This is a genomic window from Pseudomonas sp. P179, from assembly GCF_000478485.2.
Lineage (GTDB): Bacteria > Pseudomonadota > Gammaproteobacteria > Pseudomonadales > Pseudomonadaceae > Pseudomonas > Pseudomonas aeruginosa.
The window spans coordinates 3,595,168-3,614,097 of sequence record NZ_KI517354.1 but is presented as its reverse complement, the minus strand read 5'-3'; the positions used below and the strand labels follow the sequence as shown (position 1 = coordinate 3,614,097).

Here is an 18,930-nt window from a genome sequence, read left to right as displayed (position 1 = left end):
ATCGCAAGAACAACAAGAACCGACAGGAGGTTAGCCATGAACCATGTCATCACCCCCCACAGCAAGCTGCTCGGCGTCATCGAGCCGGTCCTCAACGACATGCCCGCCGGAACCCTGCGCCACGCACTGTTCCGGGCCTTCTGGGACGAGACGGCGTCGTTGCTGGACATCGAGGACGCCTTCGCCCGGGTCACCGCCCGGCGCCAGGCGGTCGAGCCGCTGCGCAAGTTCTTCGCCAGCTGGTCGAAGACCAACAACTCGGCGGCCAGCGTTTCCGGACTGGCCAATCGCCTGACCCTGCTGGCCCGTTCGGAACAGGGTTCGGCAGCGGCAGACCAGCTCTATCGAGCCTGCGGCAGCCTGCAACGGATCACCGACGAAGACCTCGGCGCCCTCGGCAACACCGTGCATGCCGATCTTTTCTACACCATGGCCACCACCCTTTGCGGCGACGACCGCTGGCTGCTGCGCGAGAACTGCCTGCCTTCGGCGCAGGCGTTCAAGGACTGGACCGACCGCCAGCGCCTGCGTGAGCGCGACCTGATGCAGGGACTGCTGACCACGCTGGTACACGAGGTCTATACCCACGGCGAGGTGGAGTACATCCACCCGCTGTACAAGGAATGGTTCAGCCGCGACATGGGCGTACCCGCCGAACGCGCCCGCGCCACCGTGGCCTGGGTAACGGTGCACACCGGCGGCACCGAGAGCAATCACTTCGCCCACGCCACGGCGGCGGTGAACGCCTTCGTCGAGGCGATGGAAATCGAGGTGAACGAAGAAGCCGCGCGCAACCTGTTCGGGCTCTACCTGCGCAACAAGGCGCAGGTCATGCGTGACTGCGCGGCGCTGTTCTGAGGACTGGCGGCCCTCCCGTCAGGGGGGCCGCCCCGCTCAGACTCGTGCCAGCGACGGCAGGTCGCCGCTGAGGCCAAGCGCCTGGCGGACGAACAGCGCCTTCGCCTCGTGATGGCCGTCGACCAGGCGCAGGCCGGCGTTGCGCAGCCAGCGCAGCGGCAACCGGTCGGCCTGGAACAGGCGCTCGAAGCCTTCCATCGCCGTCATCATGCCCAGGTTGTGCGGCATCCGCCGCCGCTCGAAGCGACTCAGCACGCGTTCGTCGGCAAGCCGTTCGCCGCGCTCCAGGGCGTGCAACAGGACCTCGGACAGCACCGCCGCATCGAGGAAGCCCAGGTTCACGCCCTGTCCGGCCAGCGGGTGGATGGTGTGCGCAGCGTCGCCGACCAGCGCCAGGCCCGGCTCGACGTAACGCTTGGCGTGCCGCTGGCGCAGCGGGATGCACAGGCGCCGGTCGGCATGCAGGATGGCGCCCAGGCGCTGTTCGAAGGCTTCGCCGAGGGCGGCGCGGAAGCCATCCTCGTCCAACGCCATCAGGCGTTCTGCCTGTTCCGGGGTGGTCGACCAGACGATCGAGCACCAGTGCTCGTCGCCGCGGTCCGGCAGGGGCAGGAAGGCCAGCGGACCGTCGTCGGTGAAGCGCTGCCAGGCGGTTGCGCGGTGCGCGTTCTCGCAGCGCACGCTGGTGACGATGGCGTGGTGCAGGTAATCCCATTCGCGGGTGGCGCAGCCGGCCAGGCGGCGTACCGCCGAGTTGGCGCCGTCGGCGGCGACCACCAGCGGCGCACGCAGCTGGCGACCGTCGGCCAGGGTCAGCAGCCAGTCGTCGCCGGAGTGGCGCATCTGTTCCAGGCGCGCATTGGCCAGCAGGCCGGTGGTGGAATCGTGCAGGCGTTCCAGCAGGGCGTCCTGCACCACCCGGTTCTCGACGATATGGCCGAGTACCTCGGCGTGCACGCTGGCGGCGCTGAAGCCGATCCGCCCGGTGCCGGAGCCATCCCACACCTGCATCTCGCGATAGGGCTCGGCGCGGCGCGCGACGATGTCGTCCCAGGCATGCAGGCGCTGGAGAATCCGCCGGCTGGCTTCGGACAGCGCGCTGACCCGCGGCTCGTAGGGCGCCTCCGGCTTGAACGGCGCCACGTCGAGCGAGCCGCCGTCCACCAGCAGCACCTCCAGGCCGCTGCCCTCCAGGGCCAGGGCCAGGGCGCTACCGACCATGCCGGCGCCGACGATGACCAGATCCGCGTGCATATCCTCGTTCTCCACTCGTGGGCCCTCTTCAGGCCGCGTTCCGCAGGCGCGGCTTGAGCCGCACGTACAGGGTTTTCTGAACCCGCGCCACCAGGGTGCCGGCGTCGTCGCGCACTTCGGCGTGCAGCCGGGGCAGGTACTTCTCGCCGCCGGCGGTCCGCTCGCGGACCTCGTCGAGCAGCTTCTGGTCGATGCTGAAATGCGCATGCACCGGGCCCTTGCCCGGGCTGACGAACTCGATGTTGGCCGCCTTGTCCCAGACCACGTAGTCGCGGCCCAGGTTCTCCATCAGCATCAGCATGAAGAACGGGTCGGTCATCGCGTAGAGGCTGCCGCCGAACTGGGTGCCTACATAGTTGCGATTGAGCCGGTTCAGGCCCATGCGCACCCGAACCTCGCGGAAATCGCCAGCGATGTGCCGCACACGGATGCCCGCCCCCAGGAAGGGCGGGTAGAGATTCATGGCGAAGCGCAGCAGGCGGGCCTTGCACGCCCTCGACCAGACCGGCATGGCGCTACAGCGGCCGCGCGCCGAGGCCCATGGCCTGGCGGGCGAACCAGCGCTTGGCCGGCGGCAGCAGGTCGAGCCCGAGCAGGCCGAGGTTGCGCCCGGCGCCGAGCAGCGCGCGGTCGTTGGAGAACAGCCGGGTCACCCGGTCGGAGAAGCCGACGGTCATCTGCTGGTCCAGGCGCTGCCCATCGAGGTAGCGCTGCAGCACGGCGAACTCGCCCAGCGGCGCGTCGTCGTGGAGCAGGGCGTCGACCAGCGCCAGGGTGTCGCGCAACGACAGGTTGAAGCCCTGGCCGGCGATGGGGTGCAGACTGTGCGCAGCGTTGCCCAGCACCACCAGGTGCGGACGCACCTGCTCGCGGGCCTCGACCAGGTGCAAGGGGTAGCAGTGCCGTGCGCCGACCTGGCGGAAGGCGCCGAGGCGGTAGCCGAAGGCAGCCTGCAGCTCGCCGAGGAAGGCCGCGTCATCGAGGCCACGCAGGCGTTCGGCGTCCTTGCCTGGGCGGGTCCAGATCAGCGCGCAACGGTTATCCGGCAACGGCAGGAGGGCCATCGGACCGCTGGGGGTGAAGCGCTCGAAGGCCTGCCCGAGGTGCGCCTCGGAGGGCGATACGTTGGCGATCAGCGCAGTCTGCCGGTACGGCGTCTGCTCCACGGCGATGCCAAGTTGTTCGCGCAGCCCGGAACGACCGCCATCGGCGAGGATCGCCAGCTCGCAATCGAGTTGCGTCTCGTCGTCGAGGGTAAGCCGGTAACCGCCCTCCCGGGCTTCCAGGGTCTTCACTTCGGCCGGGCAGTGCCAGCGCACCACCTCGGGGTCGAGCGCCTTCCACAGGCACTGGCCGAGCCAGGCGTTCTCCACCACGTAGCCCAGCGCCGGCACGCCTTCCTCGATGGCGGTCAGGCGGGTGGCGCCGAAGCGGCCGCGGTCGGAAACATGGATATGCAGGATCGGCTCGGCGCGCTCGGCGATCGCCGGCCACAGGCCGAGTCGCTCGTAGATCTGCCGGCTGCCGTAGGACAGCGCCGAAGAGCGGGCGTCGTAGCTGGGCTGGTAGGCGTTGCCGGGGGCGAAGGGTTCGATCAGCACGATCGACCAGCCGCGCTCCCGAGCGCCGGCCTGCAGGGCCAGCGCCAGCGAGGCGCCGACCAGGCCCCCGCCGATGATCGCCAGGTTGACCTTGCTCATCGTCACCTCAGGCTGCCTCGCTCTTGGCCGCGGCCATCAGCGCCTCGATCTCGGCGACGGTCTTCGGCACGCCGTTGGTCAGCACTTCGCAGCCATTGCGGGTGACCACCACGTCGTCCTCGATGCGTACGCCGATACCGCGCCACTTCTTCGCCACCGTGGTATTGTCCGGGGCGATGTAGATGCCCGGCTCGACGGTCATCGCCATGCCCGGTTCGAGCACCCGCCATTCGCCGCCGACGCGGTACTCGCCGACGTCGTGCACGTCCATCCCCAGCCAGTGGCCGGCGCGGTGCATGTAGAAAGCCTTGTAGGCCTCGTGGGCGATCAGCTCGTCGACGTCGCCCTCCAGCAGGCCCAGGCGCACCAGCCCGGCGGTGATGACCCGTACGGTGGCCTCATGGGCCTCGTTCCAGTGGCGACCGGGGGCGATGTAGTCGAACGCCGCCATGTTGGCTTCCAGCACCAGTTCGTAGATCGCCTTCTGCTCGGGACTGAAGCGGCCATTGGCGGGGAAGGTACGGGTGATGTCGCTGGCGTAGCAGTCGATCTCGCAGCCGGCATCGATCAGGATCAGGTCGCCGTCCTTGATCGCCGCATCGTTCTCGCGGTAGTGCAGGATGCAGGCGTTGCGTCCGGCGGCGACGATCGAGCCGTAGGCCGGCATCTTCGCCCCGCCCTTGCGGAACTCGTATTCCAGTTCGGCTTCCAGGTGGTACTCGAACAGCCCCGGCCGGCACACCTCCATCGCCCGGATGTGCGCCCGGGCGGAGACCTCGGCGGCGTAGCGCATGACCTTCACTTCGTTGGCGCTCTTGTACAGCCGCTGGTCGTGCAGCAGGTGGTCGAGGGCAACGAACTCGTTCGGCGGCTGCGCGCCCTGGCGGGCCTTGGAGCGGATCACGTTGATCCAGTCCATCAGCCGGCGGTCGAAGTCGGGATTGGCGCCAAGGGCGTAGTAGACCCGGTCGCGGCCTTCGATCAGGCCGGGCAGGATGTCGTCGATATCGCCGATGGGAAAGGCGTCGTCGGCGCCGTACTGGCCGATCGCACCGTCCTGGCCGGCGCGCAGGCCGTCCCACAGTTCACGCTCCGGATCCCGCTCGCGGCAGAACAGCACGTATTCGCCGTGGGCACGGCCGGGAATCAGCGCCATCACCGCCTCCGGCTCGGGGAAGCCGGTGAGGTACTGGAAGTCGCTGTCCTGGCGGTAGACATGCTCGACGTCGCGATTGCGGATGTACATCGGCGCCGCCGGCAGGATGGCGATGCTGTTGGGTTCCATCTGCGCCATCAGCGCCTTGCGCCGACGGGCGTACTCCGACTTGGGGATACGGATCATGCAGAAACCTCAGTGCAGTGAAGGCTTGGGAGCGGGCTCCAGCGGCTTGCCGCACTCGGCGAACAGCAGCAGCGGAGCGACCCGCAGGTATTCCATGACTTCCATATAGTCCGTCTCGCCGTCCTCGCTGTCTTCCAGCTGGCCCTGGACCTGGGCGATGGCGGCCATGTCCTGCAGCACTTCCTCGGCTTCGCCGGTCAGGCTGCCTTCGCGGGCGGTGAGGCCGAAACCGGCGAGGAAACCCTGGCACCATTGGCCGAGCGCCTCGGTGCGCTGGGCGAGCGGGGTTTCGTCGTCGGGCAGGAGCATGACGACGGCGACCTCGCCGGCGGAAAAGTCCTGCCGGACCATGCCGAGCAGGCCGGACAACGCGGCCTTGAGTCGTTCGCCCGGCGCGCCGCCGAGCAGTTCGGCGGCAGCGTGTTGCCAGGCGGCCTCGTCGAAGCCGGCGCCGGCGCAGACCCGACCCAGCAGATGGCCGTGCAGTTCGGCCGGCGAGACCGGCATGGCCGCCTCGGCGAGAAGGGAGGAAAAGGCGCTGTAGGCGGAATTCTGAGTGGACATCTCGGGACCCTGACGGCTGGGCGCCATTGGGGCGCTACACGTGAAATGAAGGTGGTTATCCTAGCACCGCCCGCCCCGGCAAGACCATGCGACCGGTTGCCGGCGCGCCGGCCCGGCCGGGGCATTGGCCCCGACCGGGGACGATCCTATATAGTTGTCCAATCACCCCAATTCCCAAGCGAGAGCCCATGGAAGACGCCGATCTGCAATTGTTGACGGCCAAGTTCGACCAGCTGCTCCAGAAGCTGGAACAGCTCAAGGCGGAGAACCGGCTGCTGCGGGCGAACGAAAAGTCCTGGCGCGAAGAGCGCGCTCATCTGATCGAAAAGAACGAAATGGCGAGACACAAGGTCGAAGCGATGATTTTGCGTCTGAAAGCCTTGGAGCAGGACACATGAGCCAGTCGAATACCCTCACCGTGCAGATTCTCGACAAGGAATACTGCATCAATTGCCCGGACGACGAGCGCGCCAACCTGGAAAGCGCCGCCCGTTACCTGGACGGCAAGATGCGCGAGATCCGCTCCAGCGGCAAAGTCATCGGTGCCGACCGGGTTGCCGTGATGGCCGCCCTCAACATCACCCACGACCTGCTGCACCGCAAGGAGCGCCTGGACCAGGAAAGCAGCTCGACCCGCGAGCGCGTGCGCGAACTGCTCGATCGCGTCGACCGCGCCCTGGCGAATCCGGCCGATGCCGGCGAAGCCTGACCCGGGCGCGGCCAATTCGGGTATACTGGCCTCCGCTCCCTGGTGTGTTGGCCAGTCGGTGATGTCCCTGAGCCGATAACTGCAACAACGGAGGTTGCCAGTTGGACCGGTGTGCATGTCCGCACGACGGAAAGCCTTAAGGTCTACTGCAACCGCCACCTTGAACTTTCGGGTTCAAGGGCTAACCCGACAGCGGCACGACCGGGGAGCTACCTTTCCACATGATCGAATCGCAAGACCTCAGCCGCCCGGCCCTGCGCCGCAAGCTCCGCCAGGCGCGCCGCGCGCTCTCCCCCCTGCAGCAACGCCTCGCCGCCCGCGCCCTCTATCGACAACTGGCGCAGCATCCCCTTTTCCGCCGTGCCCGCCATATCGCCCTGTACCTGCCCAACGACGGTGAGATCGACCCGCGTCCGCTGCTGCGTGCGGCGCAGAAGCGCGGCAAGGCCACCTACCTGCCGGTGCTGGCGCCCTGGCCGCGGACGCGCATGGTATTCCAGCGGGTCGGCAGCGGCGAACGCTGGACCCGCAACCGCTTCCGCATCAGCGAACCGCTGGCCGACGCCGGCCGCCAGCGCAAGGCCTGGGCGCTGGACCTGGTACTGCTGCCGCTGGTGGGGTTCGACGAACAGGGCGGGCGCCTGGGCATGGGCGGCGGCTTCTACGACCGCAGCCTGGCCTACCTGGCGAGGCGCAAAAATGGTCACAAACCGACGCTGATCGGCCTGGCCCATGAATGTCAGAAGGTGGATCGACTGGCGCTGGCCAGCTGGGACATTCCCCTGGCGGGAACGGTGACCGATGCGGGCTGGTACGTGGCAGGGAAACGCTAGGAAGGAGGGAGAACCCTGGGTACCGCGTTCCATGCGATACCCGGCGAGTCTTACGGCTGTTGCGTCACCTGGGCGGGCGTGCTGGCCTGTCGTTCCCAGAGGCTCTGGGTATAACCGGTGGTGACGACCCCAAGTCCGAAGATGATGACCAAAACCCACAGCAAGTCTGGCTTGCGCTTCATCGATTGCCTCCCCCTTCCAGGCAATTTTCGAGGCCGGTCCTTGCGATTATCTTATCGCCTGAGCACCCTGCCCCGCTGAAAAACGGCATTTTCCGATAAGCTGAAGTCATACGCAATTACACCGGCGACCGGTGGTCACGCGCAGACGTTTCCTACGTATATCTACGAAAGAGGAGCAAAGTTCATGCCTGCCTACTGGCTGATGAAATCCGAGCCGGACGAACTCTCGATCCGCGACCTGCAACGCCTCGGAACCGCCCGCTGGGATGGCGTGCGCAACTATCAGGCGCGCAACTTCATCCGCAGCATGAACTCCGGCGACCTGTTCTTCTTCTACCACTCCAGTTGCCCGCAGCCCGGCATCGCCGGCATCGCCCGCATCGAAGGCGAAGCCTACCCCGATCCCACGGCCCTGGATCCCGCCAGCCCCTACCACGACCCCAAGGCCAGCGCCGGGAAGAACCCCTGGAGCGCCCGCGACGTCAGCTTCGTCGAAGCCTTCGCCGAGGTCGTTCCACTGGCCCGGCTGAAGGCCCAGGACGCCCTGGCCAACCTCGCCCTGGTGCAGAAGGGCAGCCGCCTCTCGGTAATGCCGGTCAGCGCCGAGGAATGGCAGGCGATCCTGCCGCTGGCGAAACGCTGAAGCCATCGCTCAGGCCATCTGCGAGATGGTCCGGCGGAAACGCCAGAGCGCGCCGAAGAAGAACGCCGAACCGATCACCACGATACCGGCGAACTGCGGCCAGACGATGTCGAAACCGGCGCCGCGGAACAGGATCGCCTGGGCCAGGCTGACGAAATGCGTGGTCGGCGCCGCCAGCATGATGTTCTGCACCAGTTCCGGCATGCTTTCCCGTGGCGTGGTGCCGCCCGAAAGGATGTTCAGCGGCAGCAGCACGAGGATGGTCAACAGTCCGAGCTGCGGCATCGAACGCGCCACCGTGCCGAGGAATATGCCCATGGAGGTGGTGGCGAACAGATGCAATCCGGCGCCGAGCAGGAACAGTCCCACCGAGCCGCTGATCGGCACGTCCAGCCAGCCACGCACCACCCACTGCAACGAGAGCCCCGCCGCCACCAGCACCACCAGCCCCATCGACCAGACCTTGGCCATCATGATCTCGAAGGCCGACAGCGGCATCACCAGCAGGTGCTCGACGGTGCCGTGCTCGCGCTCGCGGATCAGCGCGGCGCCGGTGAGGATGATCGACAGCATGGTGATCTGGTTGATCACTTCCATCACCCCACCGAACCAGGCCTGGGTCAGGTTCGGGTTGAATTCCATGCGCACCTCGATCTGCGCCGGCATGCTCGGCTCCGCGCGGTAGCGGCTGACGAATTCGCGCACCTCGGTGGCGACGATGTTCTGGATGTAGCCCGCGCCAGAGAAGGCCTGCCCGGTCTGGGTCGCGTCGACGTTGACCTGGATCGAGGGCTTGCGCCCGGCGAGCACGTCGCGCTGGAAGTCCGGCGGGATATCGAGGGTGAAGGTATACAGGCCGACGTCCATGCCGCGATCCATCTCGGCATGTCCGATCATTTCCGGCGGCCGGAAGTATGGGGGCTGGAAGGCATTGACGATACGCGACGAGAGCTGCGAGCGGTCCTCGTCGACCACCGCGATCGGCGCGTGATGCAAGGTTTCCGGAATACCGGTGGCGGAACTGTAGACGCCCAGGGTGAAGGCCCAGACGATCAGTGCCAGCATCGCGTAGTCGCGGCCGAGACTGCGGAACTCCTTGATGCCCAGGTTGAAGATGTTGGCCAGGCTGCGCATCGCTCAGTCCTCCTGCTTCTTCAGGCAGGCCACGCTGAGCAGGGTCAGCACCACGATGGAAGCGGCAAGCGGCAGGTAGTAGGCCCAGAGATCGGACAGGCCCAGCGATTTGGAAAAGGCGCCGCGGCTGACCACCAGGAAATGCGAGGTCGGATAGAGCTTGCCGATCCAGGCCGCCGCACCCTCCAGCGAGGACACCGGGTGGATCAGCCCGGAGAACTGGATCGCCGGGATCATGGTGGCGATCGCCACGCCGAATACAGCGGCGATCTGGCTGCGCATGAACGTCGAGAGGAACAGCCCGAGGCCAGTGCTGGTGACCACATAGAGGAAAGCGCCGATGGTCAACGCCAGGAAGCTGCCCTTGAGCGGCACGCGAAATACCACGATGGCCAGGACCAGCATCAGCAGGAAGTTGATCATGCCCATGGCGACGTAGGGCAGCTGCTTGCCGACCAGGAACTCCAGGCGCGTCACCGGGGTGACATAGAGGTTGGTGATCGAACCCAGTTCCTTTTCGCGCACCACGCCGAGGGCGGTGAGCATGGCCGGGATCATGATCAGCAGCAGCGGGATCACCGCCGGCACCATCGCCTTCAGGCTTTCCACGTCGGGGTTGTAGCGATAGCGCACCTCGGTGCTGGCCGCCGCGCTGGCCTCGGCCCCACCCGCCTGCCGCGAGAGGTCCGCCAGGTAGCTGGTGTGCAGACCCTGCACGTAGCCGAGCACGGTGTTGGCACGGGTCGGCATCGCTCCGTCGATCCACACGCCGATGGCCGGATCGGAGCCACGCTTGAGATCGCGCCCGAAGTTCGGCGGAATCTCCACCGCCAGGCTCAGCTCGCCGCTGCGCAGGCGCCGGTCGAGGTCGTCCGGGTCGGTGATCGGCGCATGTTCGACGAAATAGCGCGAGCCGGCGATGTTCAGCGCGTAGGCCTGGCTGGTGGTGGTCTGGTCACGGTCGAGGACCGCCCAGGAGAGGTCCTCGACGTCCATGTTGATGCCATAGCCGATGATGAACATCAGCAGCGCGGTGCCGAGCAGGGCCAGGGTCAGGCGGATCGGGTCGCGGCGCAGCTCCATGGCTTCGCGGCGCGCATAGCTGAACAGCCGCAGGGGGCTGAAGCGTTCGCGTTGCGCCTGGCGCTCCTGGCCATCGCCGGGCTGCTCCGCGACGGCCGGCGCCTCGGCCGGTTGCGCTGGCGCGGCGGCGCCGGCGGCTTCTTCCAGGTACGCGATGAAGGTCGCCTCCAGGGTCGGCAGGCCGCGCTGGCGCACCAGCTCATCGGGAGTATCGCTGGCCAGTACCTTGCCGGCATGCATCAGCGAGATGCGATCGCAGCGCTGGGCCTCGTTCATGAAGTGGGTGGAAATGAAGATGGTCACCCCGTCGCGGCGCGACAGCTCGACCATTAGCTCCCAGAAGCCGTCGCGAGCCACCGGGTCGACCCCCGAAGTGGGCTCGTCGAGGATCAGGATTTCCGGCTTGTGGATCACCGCCACCGCCAACGACAGACGCTGGCGAATGCCCAGCGGCAGGTCGTTGGGCAGCTCGTCGGCCACCTTCTCCAGGTCGAAGCGCCGGAGCATTTCGCCGACCCGTGCCGGGATGCCATCCGCCGGCAGGTGGAACAGCCGGGCGTGCAACACCAGGTTCTGCCGCACGCTCAGCTCGGCATACAGGGAAAAGGCCTGGGACATGTAGCCGACCCGGCGACGGGTCGCCATGTCGCTGGCGTCCACCGCCTGGCCGAACAGCGCGCACGTGCCTTCGCTGGCCGGCAGCAGGCCGGTGAGCATCTTCATGGTGGTGGACTTGCCGCAGCCGTTGGAGCCGAGGAAGCCGAAGATTTCCCCACGCTCGATACGGAAGCTGACGTGATCGACCGCGACGAAGTCGCCGAAACGACAGGTCAGGCCCTCGGCCTCGATGGCGATCCGCGGCGCGCCTTCGCTCTGCGGTCGCGGCGGGATCACCAATCGATGGTGGCCGGCGCGCTTGCTTTCCGGCAGCAGGGCGATGAACGCCGACTCGAGGCTCTGCGTCCCGGTACGCTCGCGCAACTCCTGCGGCGTACCGGTGGCCAGGACCTTTCCGTCGTCCATCGCCACCAGCCAGTCGAAGCGCTCGGCTTCCTCCATGTAGGCGGTGGCGACCAGCACGCTCATGCCTTCGCGGCCCGCGCGGATACGGCCGATCAGCTCCCAGAACTGGTTGCGCGACAGCGGGTCGACGCCGGTGGTCGGCTCGTCGAGGATCAGCAGGTCGGGATCGTGGATCAGCGCGCAGCACAGCCCGAGCTTCTGCTTCATGCCGCCGGACAGCTTGCCCGCAGGACGCTCGGCGAACGGCGCCAATCCGGTACTTTGCAGCAGATCGGCGATGCGCCGCTCGCGCTCGGCCTTGTCGTGGCCGAACAGCCGACCGAAGAAGTCGACGTTCTCGAACACCGAGAGCGTCGGGTAGAGGTTCTTGCCCAGCCCCTGGGGCATGTAGGCGATGCGCGGGCAGACCGCCCGGCGGTGGCGGCGGTCGCGCATGTCGCCATCGAGTACGCGGATCTCGCCATCCTGCATCTTCCGTGCGCCGGCCAGCAGCGCCAGCAGGCTGGACTTGCCGACCCCGTCCGGACCGATCAGGCCGACCATGCGGTTGGCCGGGATCTCCAGGCTGACGTCGTCAACCGCACGCGTCTCGCCGTAGCGCAGCGAAACGCCCCGGAGGCTCGCCACGCCGCTCCCGCCAGCGGTCATTGCGGAACCTTGATCTGCAGGTTGGCCGGCCACTCGACCTCAGGGTCCAGTCGCAGGTAGGCCATTCCGGGCACGCCGGTCTTGACGTAGGTGATGTATTTTTCCAGCAGCGCCGGATCGAGCCGCGCCTTGACCCGGAACATCAGCTTCTCCCGCTCGTTGGCGGTTTCCACCGTTTTCGGGGTGAACTGGGCGACACTGGCGACATAGGAAACCTTGGCCGGGATCACGTAGTCCGGCACCGCGTCGATCACCAAGCGCACTTCCTGGCCCAGTCCGACCCTGCCGGCCTGCATGGATGGCAGGAAGAAAGTCATGTAGACGTCGGCCAGGTCGACCATGTTGAGGAGCTTGCCACCGGCCGGCAGCACTTCCCCCGGCTGTGCCACGCGGTACTGCACGCGGCCGTTGCGCGGCGCCTTGAGCAGGCTGTCGTCGATATCCGCCTGGAGCCGGGCGACGCTGGCCTTGGCCGCCTCGATGGCCGACTGCGCCTCGATTACCTGGGAACGCCCGGCCTCGATCGCCGCCTGCGCCGAAATCACTTGCGAGCGTGCCGCGGACAACGCCGCCTGGGCGCTCTGCAGGGTCGCCCGATCGTCGTCGAGTTGCTGTTGCGGCAGGGCATTGCGCTTGACCAGCGCCTCGGTACGGGTGAAGCGCTTCTGCGCCGCTGTCAGCTCTGCCTGGCGCTGCGCCACCACGGCCTGGGCGGTGCTCTTCTCGCTCTCGCGCTGGGCCACCAGCGAGGTCGCGGTGAGCTTGGCGTTCTCCGCCTGGCGCACCTGGGCCTGGGCCTGGGCCAACTGCGCCTCGAGCACCTGGGTATCCATCCGCGCGACGATTTCGCCGGCCTTGACGAAGTCGCCCTCGTCGACCTTGATCTCGGCGACCCGCCCGGGAAGCTTGGCCGCCACGTCCACCTCGGTGGCCTCGATGCGTCCGTTGCCGCTGGCGAATCCCTCGCCCAGGCCGGTCGGTCGCGATACCTGCCAGACCAGCACGCCTACGCCGAGCAGCGCCGCCACGATCAAGGCACGGCTCAGCCACCGTTTGCTTTCCTGTTTCATCCCTTCTCCTCGCACGTCCGGCCAGGCCGCGGCGATGGCGCTCACGCTGGAAAGCGCGGCCGCCGCGGACTTCACTGGCTCGATTGTCCCTCCAGGGCGGCGCGCGGGTGTTGATGCACGTCAGACGCGCCCGACCGAATCTCACAGGAAAGCAGAATCGCCGGTGCCTCGCATCCGGGAGCGCGGGACAGAACGGATAGTTGACCTCAGGGCTGGACGATGAGGTTGTTGAACAGCAGGTCGGTCACCAGCGGCTTGCCCTCTTCCTGCTCGAGGGTCTGCTGGACCTGCTTCAGCGCCTCCTGGCGCAGGCTTTCCTTGGCCTCGACCGTACCCAGGCTCTGGTCGGTCTGCTGGGCGAACAGCATGATCAACTGGTTGCGGATCAAGGGCTCGTGATGCTCGACCTTGGTCGCCGCGTCCTTGTCGGCCACCTGCAGGGCGATGTCGGCCTTGTAGTACTGCAGGCGCGGCCCGCTGCCGTAGTTGCCGACCAGCGCCGGGGTCAGGTCGACGTAGACCGGCTTGTTCGCGCCCTCGCCTTCCGGCGCGGCCTCCTCGGCCGAGGCGAACGACGGGAACAGACTCAGGCACAGGGCCAGCGACAGGGCAATGGGGGTTCTCACGGGCGCATCTCCTCGACGAATGCCGGCAAGCATAGCCAGACTCTCGGCCGGGCCCAAGCCCGGGGTTTATGGACAACCATCAGTTGCGGCGATGCTGATTGACCCCCGGCGTCTCCCTCCTACACTGGCCGGACCGCAAACTGGAGCGTCCCCGATGAAAGCCGTCCTCTGCAAAGCCTTCGGCCCGGCCAGCAGCCTGGTCCTGGAAGAAATCGCCAGCCCGAGCCCGGCGAAGAACGAAATCCTCCTCGATGTGCACGCCGCCGGGGTCAACTTCCCAGACACCCTGATCATCGAGGGCAAGTACCAGTTCAAGCCACCCTTCCCCTTCTCCCCGGGCGGCGAGGCGGCCGGGGTGGTCGCCGCGGTCGGTGAAAAGGTCGCCCACGTCAGGCCCGGCGACCGGGTCATGGCCCTGACCGGCTGGGGCAGCTTCGCCGAGCAGGTCAAGGTGCCCGGCTATAACGTGATGCCGATTCCCGAAGGCATGGACTTCGCCAGCGCCGCCGCCTTCGGCATGACCTACGGCACCTCGATGCACGCCCTGAAACAGCGCGCCAACCTGCAACCCGGCGAGACCCTGCTGGTGCTCGGCGCTTCCGGCGGGGTCGGGCTGGCTGCCGTGGAGATCGGCAAGGCCATGGGCGCCCGGGTGATCGCTGCCGCCAGTACCCCCGACAAGCTCGCCGTGGCCAAGGCCGCCGGCGCCGACGAACTGATCAACTACAGCGAAGGTAGCCTGCGCGAGCAGCTCAAGGCCTTGACCGGCGGCCAGGGCGTCGATGTGATCTACGATCCGGTGGGCGGCGAACTGTTCGAGGAGGCCTTCCGCAGCATCGCCTGGAACGGACGGATGCTGGTGGTCGGCTTCGCCAGCGGCAGCATCCCTTCGCTGCCGGCCAACCTGACCCTGCTCAAGGGCGCCTCGCTGGTCGGCGTGTTCTGGGGATCGTTCGCCCAACGCCAGCCGCAGGACAACGCTGACAACTTCCGCCAGCTGTTCGCCTGGCACGCCGAAGGCAAACTGAAGCCGCTGGTGTCGCAGCGCTTCCCGCTGGAACGGGCCGGCGACGCTATCGACGCCCTCGGCCAGCGCAGGGCGGTCGGCAAGGTGGTGGTGGAGGTTCGCTGAGCCACGAAGGCGGCGAGTATTGCCTCCCGCCCGTGCGGAGAAAGGCATGGCGGGCCGGAGCGATACACCGGCCGAGGCCCACGCTGTCAGATGTTTTTCCCCTATGAAGGCCCCGGTTTCCGACCGGGGCTTTCTTATTTCCGACCAATGCACTCAACCTGTAACATTTCCGCTATTTTTTCATTTACGAAAAATGTAGTGTTCGCAACCGCGTAAAAAGGCGCGACACAACAACAAGCGGAGCTCGCGATGTTCGGAATCTTTCGTCCCGCGCCACACCAGGCGCCACTGCCCGATGCCGAGGTGGACAGCACCTACCGGCGCCTGCGCTGGCAGATCTTCGCCGGTATCTTCATCGGCTACGCGGGTTACTACCTGCTGCGCAAGAACTTCTCCCTGGCCATGCCCTACCTCATCGAGGACGGCTACAGCCGCGGTCAACTGGGCGTCGCGATGTCGGCCATCGCCATCGCCTACGGCCTGTCGAAATTCATCATGGGCCTGGTCTCGGACCGTTCCAACCCACGGGTCTTCCTGCCGTTCGGCCTGTTGGTGTCGGCGGCGGTGATGTTCATTTTCGGATTCGCGCACTGGGCTACCTCCAGCGTCACCATCATGTTCGTCCTGCTCTTCATCAACGGCTGGGCCCAGGGCATGGGCTGGCCGCCGAGCGGACGGACCATGGTCCACTGGTGGTCGCAGAAGGAGCGCGGCAGCGTGGTCTCAGTGTGGAACGTCGCCCACAATGTCGGCGGCGGCCTGATCGGCCCGCTGTTCCTGCTCGGCCTGGCGCTGTTCGGCGACTGGCGCTCGGCCTTCTACGTGCCGGCCATCGTCGCCGTGGGCGTAGCCGTGTTCGCCTATTTCGCCATGCGCGACACCCCGCAATCCTGCGGCCTGCCGCCGATCGAGAAGCATAAGGACGACTACCCCGAAGGCTACGACGAACACCACGAGCGCGAGCTGTCGACCAAGGAGATCTTCGTCACCTACGTGCTGCGCAACAAGCTGCTCTGGTACATCGCCCTGGCCAACGTGTTCGTCTACCTGCTGCGCTACGGTGTGCTCGACTGGGCGCCGACCTACCTCAAGGAGGCCAAGCACTTCAACGTCGACAAGTCGTCCTGGGCGTACTTCTTCTACGAATGGGCGGGGATTCCCGGCACCCTGCTCTGCGGCTGGCTGTCGGACAAGCTGTTCAAGGGCAATCGCGGCGCCACCGGCGTGGTGTTCATGATCCTGGTGACCGTCGGCACCCTGATCTACTGGCTGAACCCGGCCGGCAACCCGGCGATCGACATGGCCGCGCTGATCATGATCGGCTTCCTGATCTACGGCCCGGTGATGCTGATCGGCTTGCAGGCCCTGGAGCTGGCGCCGAAGAAAGCGGCCGGCACCGCCGCCGGCTTCACCGGTCTGTTCGGCTACCTCGGCGGCTCGGTGGCGGCCAACGCCCTGGTCGGCTACACGGTGGATCACTTCGGCTGGGACGGTGGCTTCAAGCTGCTGATCGGCGCCTGCCTGCTGGCCATCCTGTTCCTCTGCCTGACCCTGCGCAAACCCGCGGTCCAGGCCGCGCCGCAGCAAGCCGGCTGATGACGCGGCGGCTCCGGCGCCAGGCCGGAGCCGCGTTCAGTCCCGCGGCGCGTAGGCGAACACGTCGGCGCGCATCTGGTGCGCGTCCATCCCTGCTTCGACCAGGGCATCCAGGGTCGCGTAGACCATCGCCGGCGAGCCGCTGGCATACACATGCAGGCTCGACAGGTCGGCGAAATCCTCGCGCACCGCCTCGTGCAGCAAGCCGCAGCGCCCCTCCCAGCCACAGAGGTCGCTGACCACCCGGTGCAGGAACAGGTTCGGCAGGCCTTCCCACTCCGTCCAGTGCGGCAGTCGGTAGAAATCCTCCGGACGCCGAACGCCCCAGTAGAGATGTACAGGATGGGCGAAGCCGGCGGCGCGGCAGTGCTCGATCAGGCTGTGCATCTGCGACATGCCGGTTCCCGCAGCGATCAGCACCAGCGGACCGTCGGGCAGTTCCGCCAGATGCGCGTCGCCGAACGGCAGCTGGATCCGTGCCAGGCGCTCGCGCTGCAATTGCGCGATCAGCGCGACGGCACTGTCTTCCTTGGCCAGGATGTGCAACTCAAGGTCGCGTCCCGCATGCGGCGCGGAGGCCAGGGAAAACGCCGCGCTGTCGCCGCCGTCACGCTCCAGCAACAGGTACTGCCCGGCGTGATAGCGTGGCGGCTTGCCGGCCGGCGCGCGCAGGCCGACCCGGTAGACGTCGCCGCCGACCTCTTCGCAGAAGCTCAACTGGCAGGTCAGCTTGCGCAGAGGCAGTTCACCCGGCGCCAGCACCCCGTCCCAATGCAGCACGCAGTCTTCCAGCGGCTCAGCGAGGCAGGTGAAGAGTTCGCCATGATCGCGTACCTCGCCGTTCTGGCGTACCCGCCCCTCCACCAGCAGCGCCGCGCAGATATGGCAGTTGCCGTTGCGGCAGCTCTGCGGACAGTCGTAGCCAAGCCGCCGGGCGCCATCGAGGATGCGTTCCCCCGGCAGCAGCTCGAGGCAGGCGCCGGACGGTTGCAGGACGATACGCATCAGTCGATCCCGAGGCTCGACCAGAGCGCGTCGATGCGCCGTGTCACCGCTTCGTCCTTGACGATGGCGCGCCCCCATTCGCGGCTGGTCTCGCCCGGCCACTTGTGGGTGGCATCAAGCCCCATCTTCGAGCCGAGGCCGGAAACCGGCGAGGCGAAGTCGAGGTAGTCGATGGGCGTGTTGTCGATCATCACCGTGTCGCGCTTGGGGTCCATCCGCGTGGTGATGGCCCAGATCACATCGTTCCAGTCGCGCGCATTGATGTCATCGTCGGTGACGATGACGAACTTGGTGTACATGAACTGCCGCAGGAACGACCAGACCCCGAGCATCACGCGCTTGGCGTGCCCTGGGTACTGCTTCTTCATGGTCACCACCGCCATCCGGTAGGAACAACCTTCCGGCGGCAGGTAGAAATCGACGATTTCCGGGAACTGCTTCTGCAGGATCGGCACGAACACTTCGTTCAGCGCCACCCCGAGGATCGCCGGCTCGTCCGGCGGACGCCCGGTGTAGGTGCTGTGGTAGATCGGTTTCTGCCGGCGGGTGACGCGCTCGACGGTGAACACCGGGAAGCGATCGACCTCGTTGTAGTAGCCGGTGTGATCGCCATAGGGGCCTTCGTCGGCCATCTCGCCGGGGTGGATCACCCCTTCGAGGACGATCTCGGCGCTGGCCGGCACCTGCAAGTCGCTCCCGCGACACTTGACCAGCTCGGTACGATGCCCGCGCAACAGGCCGGCGAAAGCGTATTCGGAAAGGGTGTCCGGCACCGGCGTCACCGCACCGAGGATGGTCGCCGGATCGGCGCCCAGCGCCACGGCTACCGGATAGGGCTGGCCCGGATGCTTCTGGCACCACTCGCGGTAGTCCAGTGCGCCGCCGCGATGGCTGAGCCAGCGCATGATCACCTTGTTGCGGCCGATCACCTGCTGGCGGTAGATGCCCAGGTTCTGCCGTTCCTTGTTCGGCCCGCGGGTAACGGTCAGGCCCCAGGTGATCAGCGGCCCGACATCGCCCGGCCAGCAGGTCTGGACCGGCAGCCGGCCGAGGTCGACGTCCTCGCCCTCCTCGACCACTTCCTGGCAGGGGGCGTCCTTGAGCACCTTCGGCGCCATGGACAGGACCTTCCTGTACATCGGCAGCTTGGCCCAGGCGTCCTTGAGGCCCTTCGGCGGCTCGGGCTCCTTGAGTTGCGCCAGCAGCTTGCCGATCTCGCGCAGTGCGCCGACGTCCTCGGCGCCCATGCCCAGCGCCACGCGCTCCGGCGTACCGAACAGGTTGCCGAGCACCGGCATGTCGAAGCCGGTCGGCTTTTCGAACAGCAATGCCGGGCCCTTGGCGCGCAACGTGCGGTCGCACACCTCGGTCATCTCGAGCACGGGGGAAATCGGCACCTGGATGCGCTTCAACGCACCGCGCTGCTCCAGCTGGGCGATGAAATCGCGGAGATCCTTGAACGTCATTGGCCTAACCATTCACTGCAAGACCCCACATCCTACCTGCTCCCGGCCCATCCGGCAGCAGG

General features: G+C 67.0%; 19 protein-coding genes and 1 other RNA gene. 8 read left to right on the top strand and 12 right to left on the bottom strand.

The annotated features are described in order from the left end of the window. The first annotated feature begins 36 nt into the window (after positions 1–36). Entirely contained in the window at positions 37–858 is an 822-nt protein-coding gene (locus HMPREF1224_RS29200) for a hypothetical protein (RefSeq protein WP_003118038.1), read from the top strand. A 36-nt stretch (positions 859–894) separates the two neighbouring features. Here the strand turns inward: HMPREF1224_RS29200 and HMPREF1224_RS29195 are convergent, their stop codons facing one another. Genes HMPREF1224_RS29195 through HMPREF1224_RS29175 form a run of 5 tightly spaced genes read right to left on the bottom strand, consistent with a single transcriptional unit; the run spans position 895 to position 5,718 of the window. Further along, entirely contained in the window at positions 895–2,112 is a 1,218-nt protein-coding gene (locus tag HMPREF1224_RS29195; RefSeq protein ID WP_010793661.1) for a 2-octaprenyl-3-methyl-6-methoxy-1,4-benzoquinol hydroxylase, read from the bottom strand. A gap of 28 nt (positions 2,113–2,140) precedes the next feature. After that, on the bottom strand, positions 2,141–2,623 hold the full coding sequence (locus HMPREF1224_RS29190) for a hotdog fold domain-containing protein (protein WP_010793660.1): 483 nt from the start codon (positions 2,621–2,623) through the stop codon (positions 2,141–2,143). A gap of 4 nt (positions 2,624–2,627) precedes the next feature. Continuing rightward, positions 2,628–3,812 carry a 2-octaprenyl-6-methoxyphenyl hydroxylase gene (gene ubiH, locus HMPREF1224_RS29185; protein WP_003099190.1) on the bottom strand — a complete coding sequence of 395 codons (1,185 nt, stop codon included), beginning with the start codon at positions 3,810–3,812 and terminating at the stop codon, positions 2,628–2,630. Positions 3,813–3,819: 7 nt separating this feature from the next. Continuing rightward, on the bottom strand, positions 3,820–5,154 hold the full coding sequence (gene pepP, locus HMPREF1224_RS29180) for a Xaa-Pro aminopeptidase (protein WP_003114045.1): 1,335 nt from the start codon (positions 5,152–5,154) through the stop codon (positions 3,820–3,822). A gap of 9 nt (positions 5,155–5,163) precedes the next feature. After that, entirely contained in the window at positions 5,164–5,718 is a 555-nt protein-coding gene (locus tag HMPREF1224_RS29175) for a YecA/YgfB family protein (RefSeq protein ID WP_003099193.1), read from the bottom strand. 188 nt (positions 5,719–5,906) lie between these two features. On the opposite strand from HMPREF1224_RS29175, the gene HMPREF1224_RS29170 reads away from it, so the two are divergent. The 4 genes from HMPREF1224_RS29170 to HMPREF1224_RS29160 all read left to right on the top strand — a co-directional run bounded on the left by HMPREF1224_RS29170 (position 5,907) and on the right by HMPREF1224_RS29160 (position 7,260). Beyond that, on the top strand, positions 5,907–6,116 hold the full coding sequence (locus tag HMPREF1224_RS29170; protein WP_003096314.1) for a TIGR02449 family protein: 210 nt from the start codon (positions 5,907–5,909) through the stop codon (positions 6,114–6,116). Beyond that, a complete protein-coding gene (locus HMPREF1224_RS29165; RefSeq protein WP_003096316.1) occupies positions 6,113–6,427 on the top strand; it encodes a cell division protein ZapA in 315 nt (104 codons plus the stop codon). The genes HMPREF1224_RS29170 and HMPREF1224_RS29165 overlap by 4 nt, the downstream gene beginning before the upstream one ends. A 33-nt stretch (positions 6,428–6,460) precedes the next feature. After that, positions 6,461–6,639: non-coding RNA, 6S RNA (gene ssrS / locus HMPREF1224_RS44510), on the top strand. A gap of 9 nt (positions 6,640–6,648) precedes the next feature. Beyond that, positions 6,649–7,260, top strand: coding sequence for a 5-formyltetrahydrofolate cyclo-ligase (locus HMPREF1224_RS29160; protein WP_003096321.1), 612 nt, complete (start codon positions 6,649–6,651; stop codon positions 7,258–7,260). A gap of 50 nt (positions 7,261–7,310) precedes the next feature. Here HMPREF1224_RS29160 and HMPREF1224_RS45950 read toward each other — a convergent pair whose 3' ends face one another. Further along, positions 7,311–7,442 carry a hypothetical protein gene (locus HMPREF1224_RS45950; RefSeq protein ID WP_003096323.1) on the bottom strand — a complete coding sequence of 44 codons (132 nt, stop codon included), beginning with the start codon at positions 7,440–7,442 and terminating at the stop codon, positions 7,311–7,313. A 184-nt stretch (positions 7,443–7,626) separates the two neighbouring features. Here HMPREF1224_RS45950 and HMPREF1224_RS29155 point away from each other — a divergent pair, with 184 nt between their 5' ends. Further along, a complete protein-coding gene (locus HMPREF1224_RS29155) occupies positions 7,627–8,085 on the top strand; it encodes an EVE domain-containing protein (protein WP_003099195.1) in 459 nt (152 codons plus the stop codon). Positions 8,086–8,094: 9 nt separating this feature from the next. Here the strand turns inward: HMPREF1224_RS29155 and HMPREF1224_RS29150 are convergent, their stop codons facing one another. The 4 genes from HMPREF1224_RS29150 to HMPREF1224_RS29135 all read right to left on the bottom strand — a co-directional run bounded on the left by HMPREF1224_RS29150 (position 8,095) and on the right by HMPREF1224_RS29135 (position 13,669). Continuing rightward, positions 8,095–9,219, bottom strand: coding sequence for an ABC transporter permease (locus HMPREF1224_RS29150; protein WP_003099197.1), 1,125 nt, complete (start codon positions 9,217–9,219; stop codon positions 8,095–8,097). A 3-nt stretch (positions 9,220–9,222) separates the two neighbouring features. Continuing rightward, positions 9,223–11,973: a ribosome-associated ATPase/putative transporter RbbA gene (rbbA, locus tag HMPREF1224_RS29145; RefSeq protein ID WP_010793659.1), complete on the bottom strand. Its 2,751-nt coding sequence runs from the start codon at positions 11,971–11,973 to the stop codon at positions 9,223–9,225. Continuing rightward, positions 11,970–13,043 carry an HlyD family secretion protein gene (locus tag HMPREF1224_RS29140; RefSeq protein WP_003099200.1) on the bottom strand — a complete coding sequence of 358 codons (1,074 nt, stop codon included), beginning with the start codon at positions 13,041–13,043 and terminating at the stop codon, positions 11,970–11,972. The genes rbbA and HMPREF1224_RS29140 overlap by 4 nt, the downstream gene beginning before the upstream one ends. A gap of 206 nt (positions 13,044–13,249) precedes the next feature. Continuing rightward, complete coding sequence (locus HMPREF1224_RS29135; RefSeq protein WP_003096328.1) at positions 13,250–13,669, bottom strand: flagellar basal body-associated protein FliL; 420 nt, start codon at positions 13,667–13,669, stop codon at positions 13,250–13,252. 154 nt (positions 13,670–13,823) lie between these two features. Between HMPREF1224_RS29135 and HMPREF1224_RS29130 the strand changes: the two genes are divergently transcribed. Both HMPREF1224_RS29130 and glpT read left to right on the top strand, forming a co-directional pair. Beyond that, positions 13,824–14,801 (top strand): NADPH:quinone oxidoreductase family protein, encoded by a 978-nt coding sequence (locus HMPREF1224_RS29130; RefSeq protein WP_003114042.1) that lies wholly within the window; start codon positions 13,824–13,826, stop codon positions 14,799–14,801. Between the two features lie 249 nt (positions 14,802–15,050). Further along, complete coding sequence (gene glpT / locus HMPREF1224_RS29125; protein WP_010793658.1) at positions 15,051–16,397, top strand: glycerol-3-phosphate transporter; 1,347 nt, start codon at positions 15,051–15,053, stop codon at positions 16,395–16,397. 36 nt (positions 16,398–16,433) lie between these two features. Here the strand turns inward: glpT and HMPREF1224_RS29120 are convergent, their stop codons facing one another. Both HMPREF1224_RS29120 and ubiD read right to left on the bottom strand, forming a co-directional pair. After that, positions 16,434–17,402 carry a CDP-6-deoxy-delta-3,4-glucoseen reductase gene (locus HMPREF1224_RS29120; RefSeq protein ID WP_003096331.1) on the bottom strand — a complete coding sequence of 323 codons (969 nt, stop codon included), beginning with the start codon at positions 17,400–17,402 and terminating at the stop codon, positions 16,434–16,436. Further along, positions 17,402–18,868: a 4-hydroxy-3-polyprenylbenzoate decarboxylase gene (gene ubiD, locus HMPREF1224_RS29115; RefSeq protein WP_010793657.1), complete on the bottom strand. Its 1,467-nt coding sequence runs from the start codon at positions 18,866–18,868 to the stop codon at positions 17,402–17,404. Before ubiD ends, HMPREF1224_RS29120 begins: the two co-directional genes overlap by 1 nt. Positions 18,869–18,930: the final 62 nt, after the last annotated feature.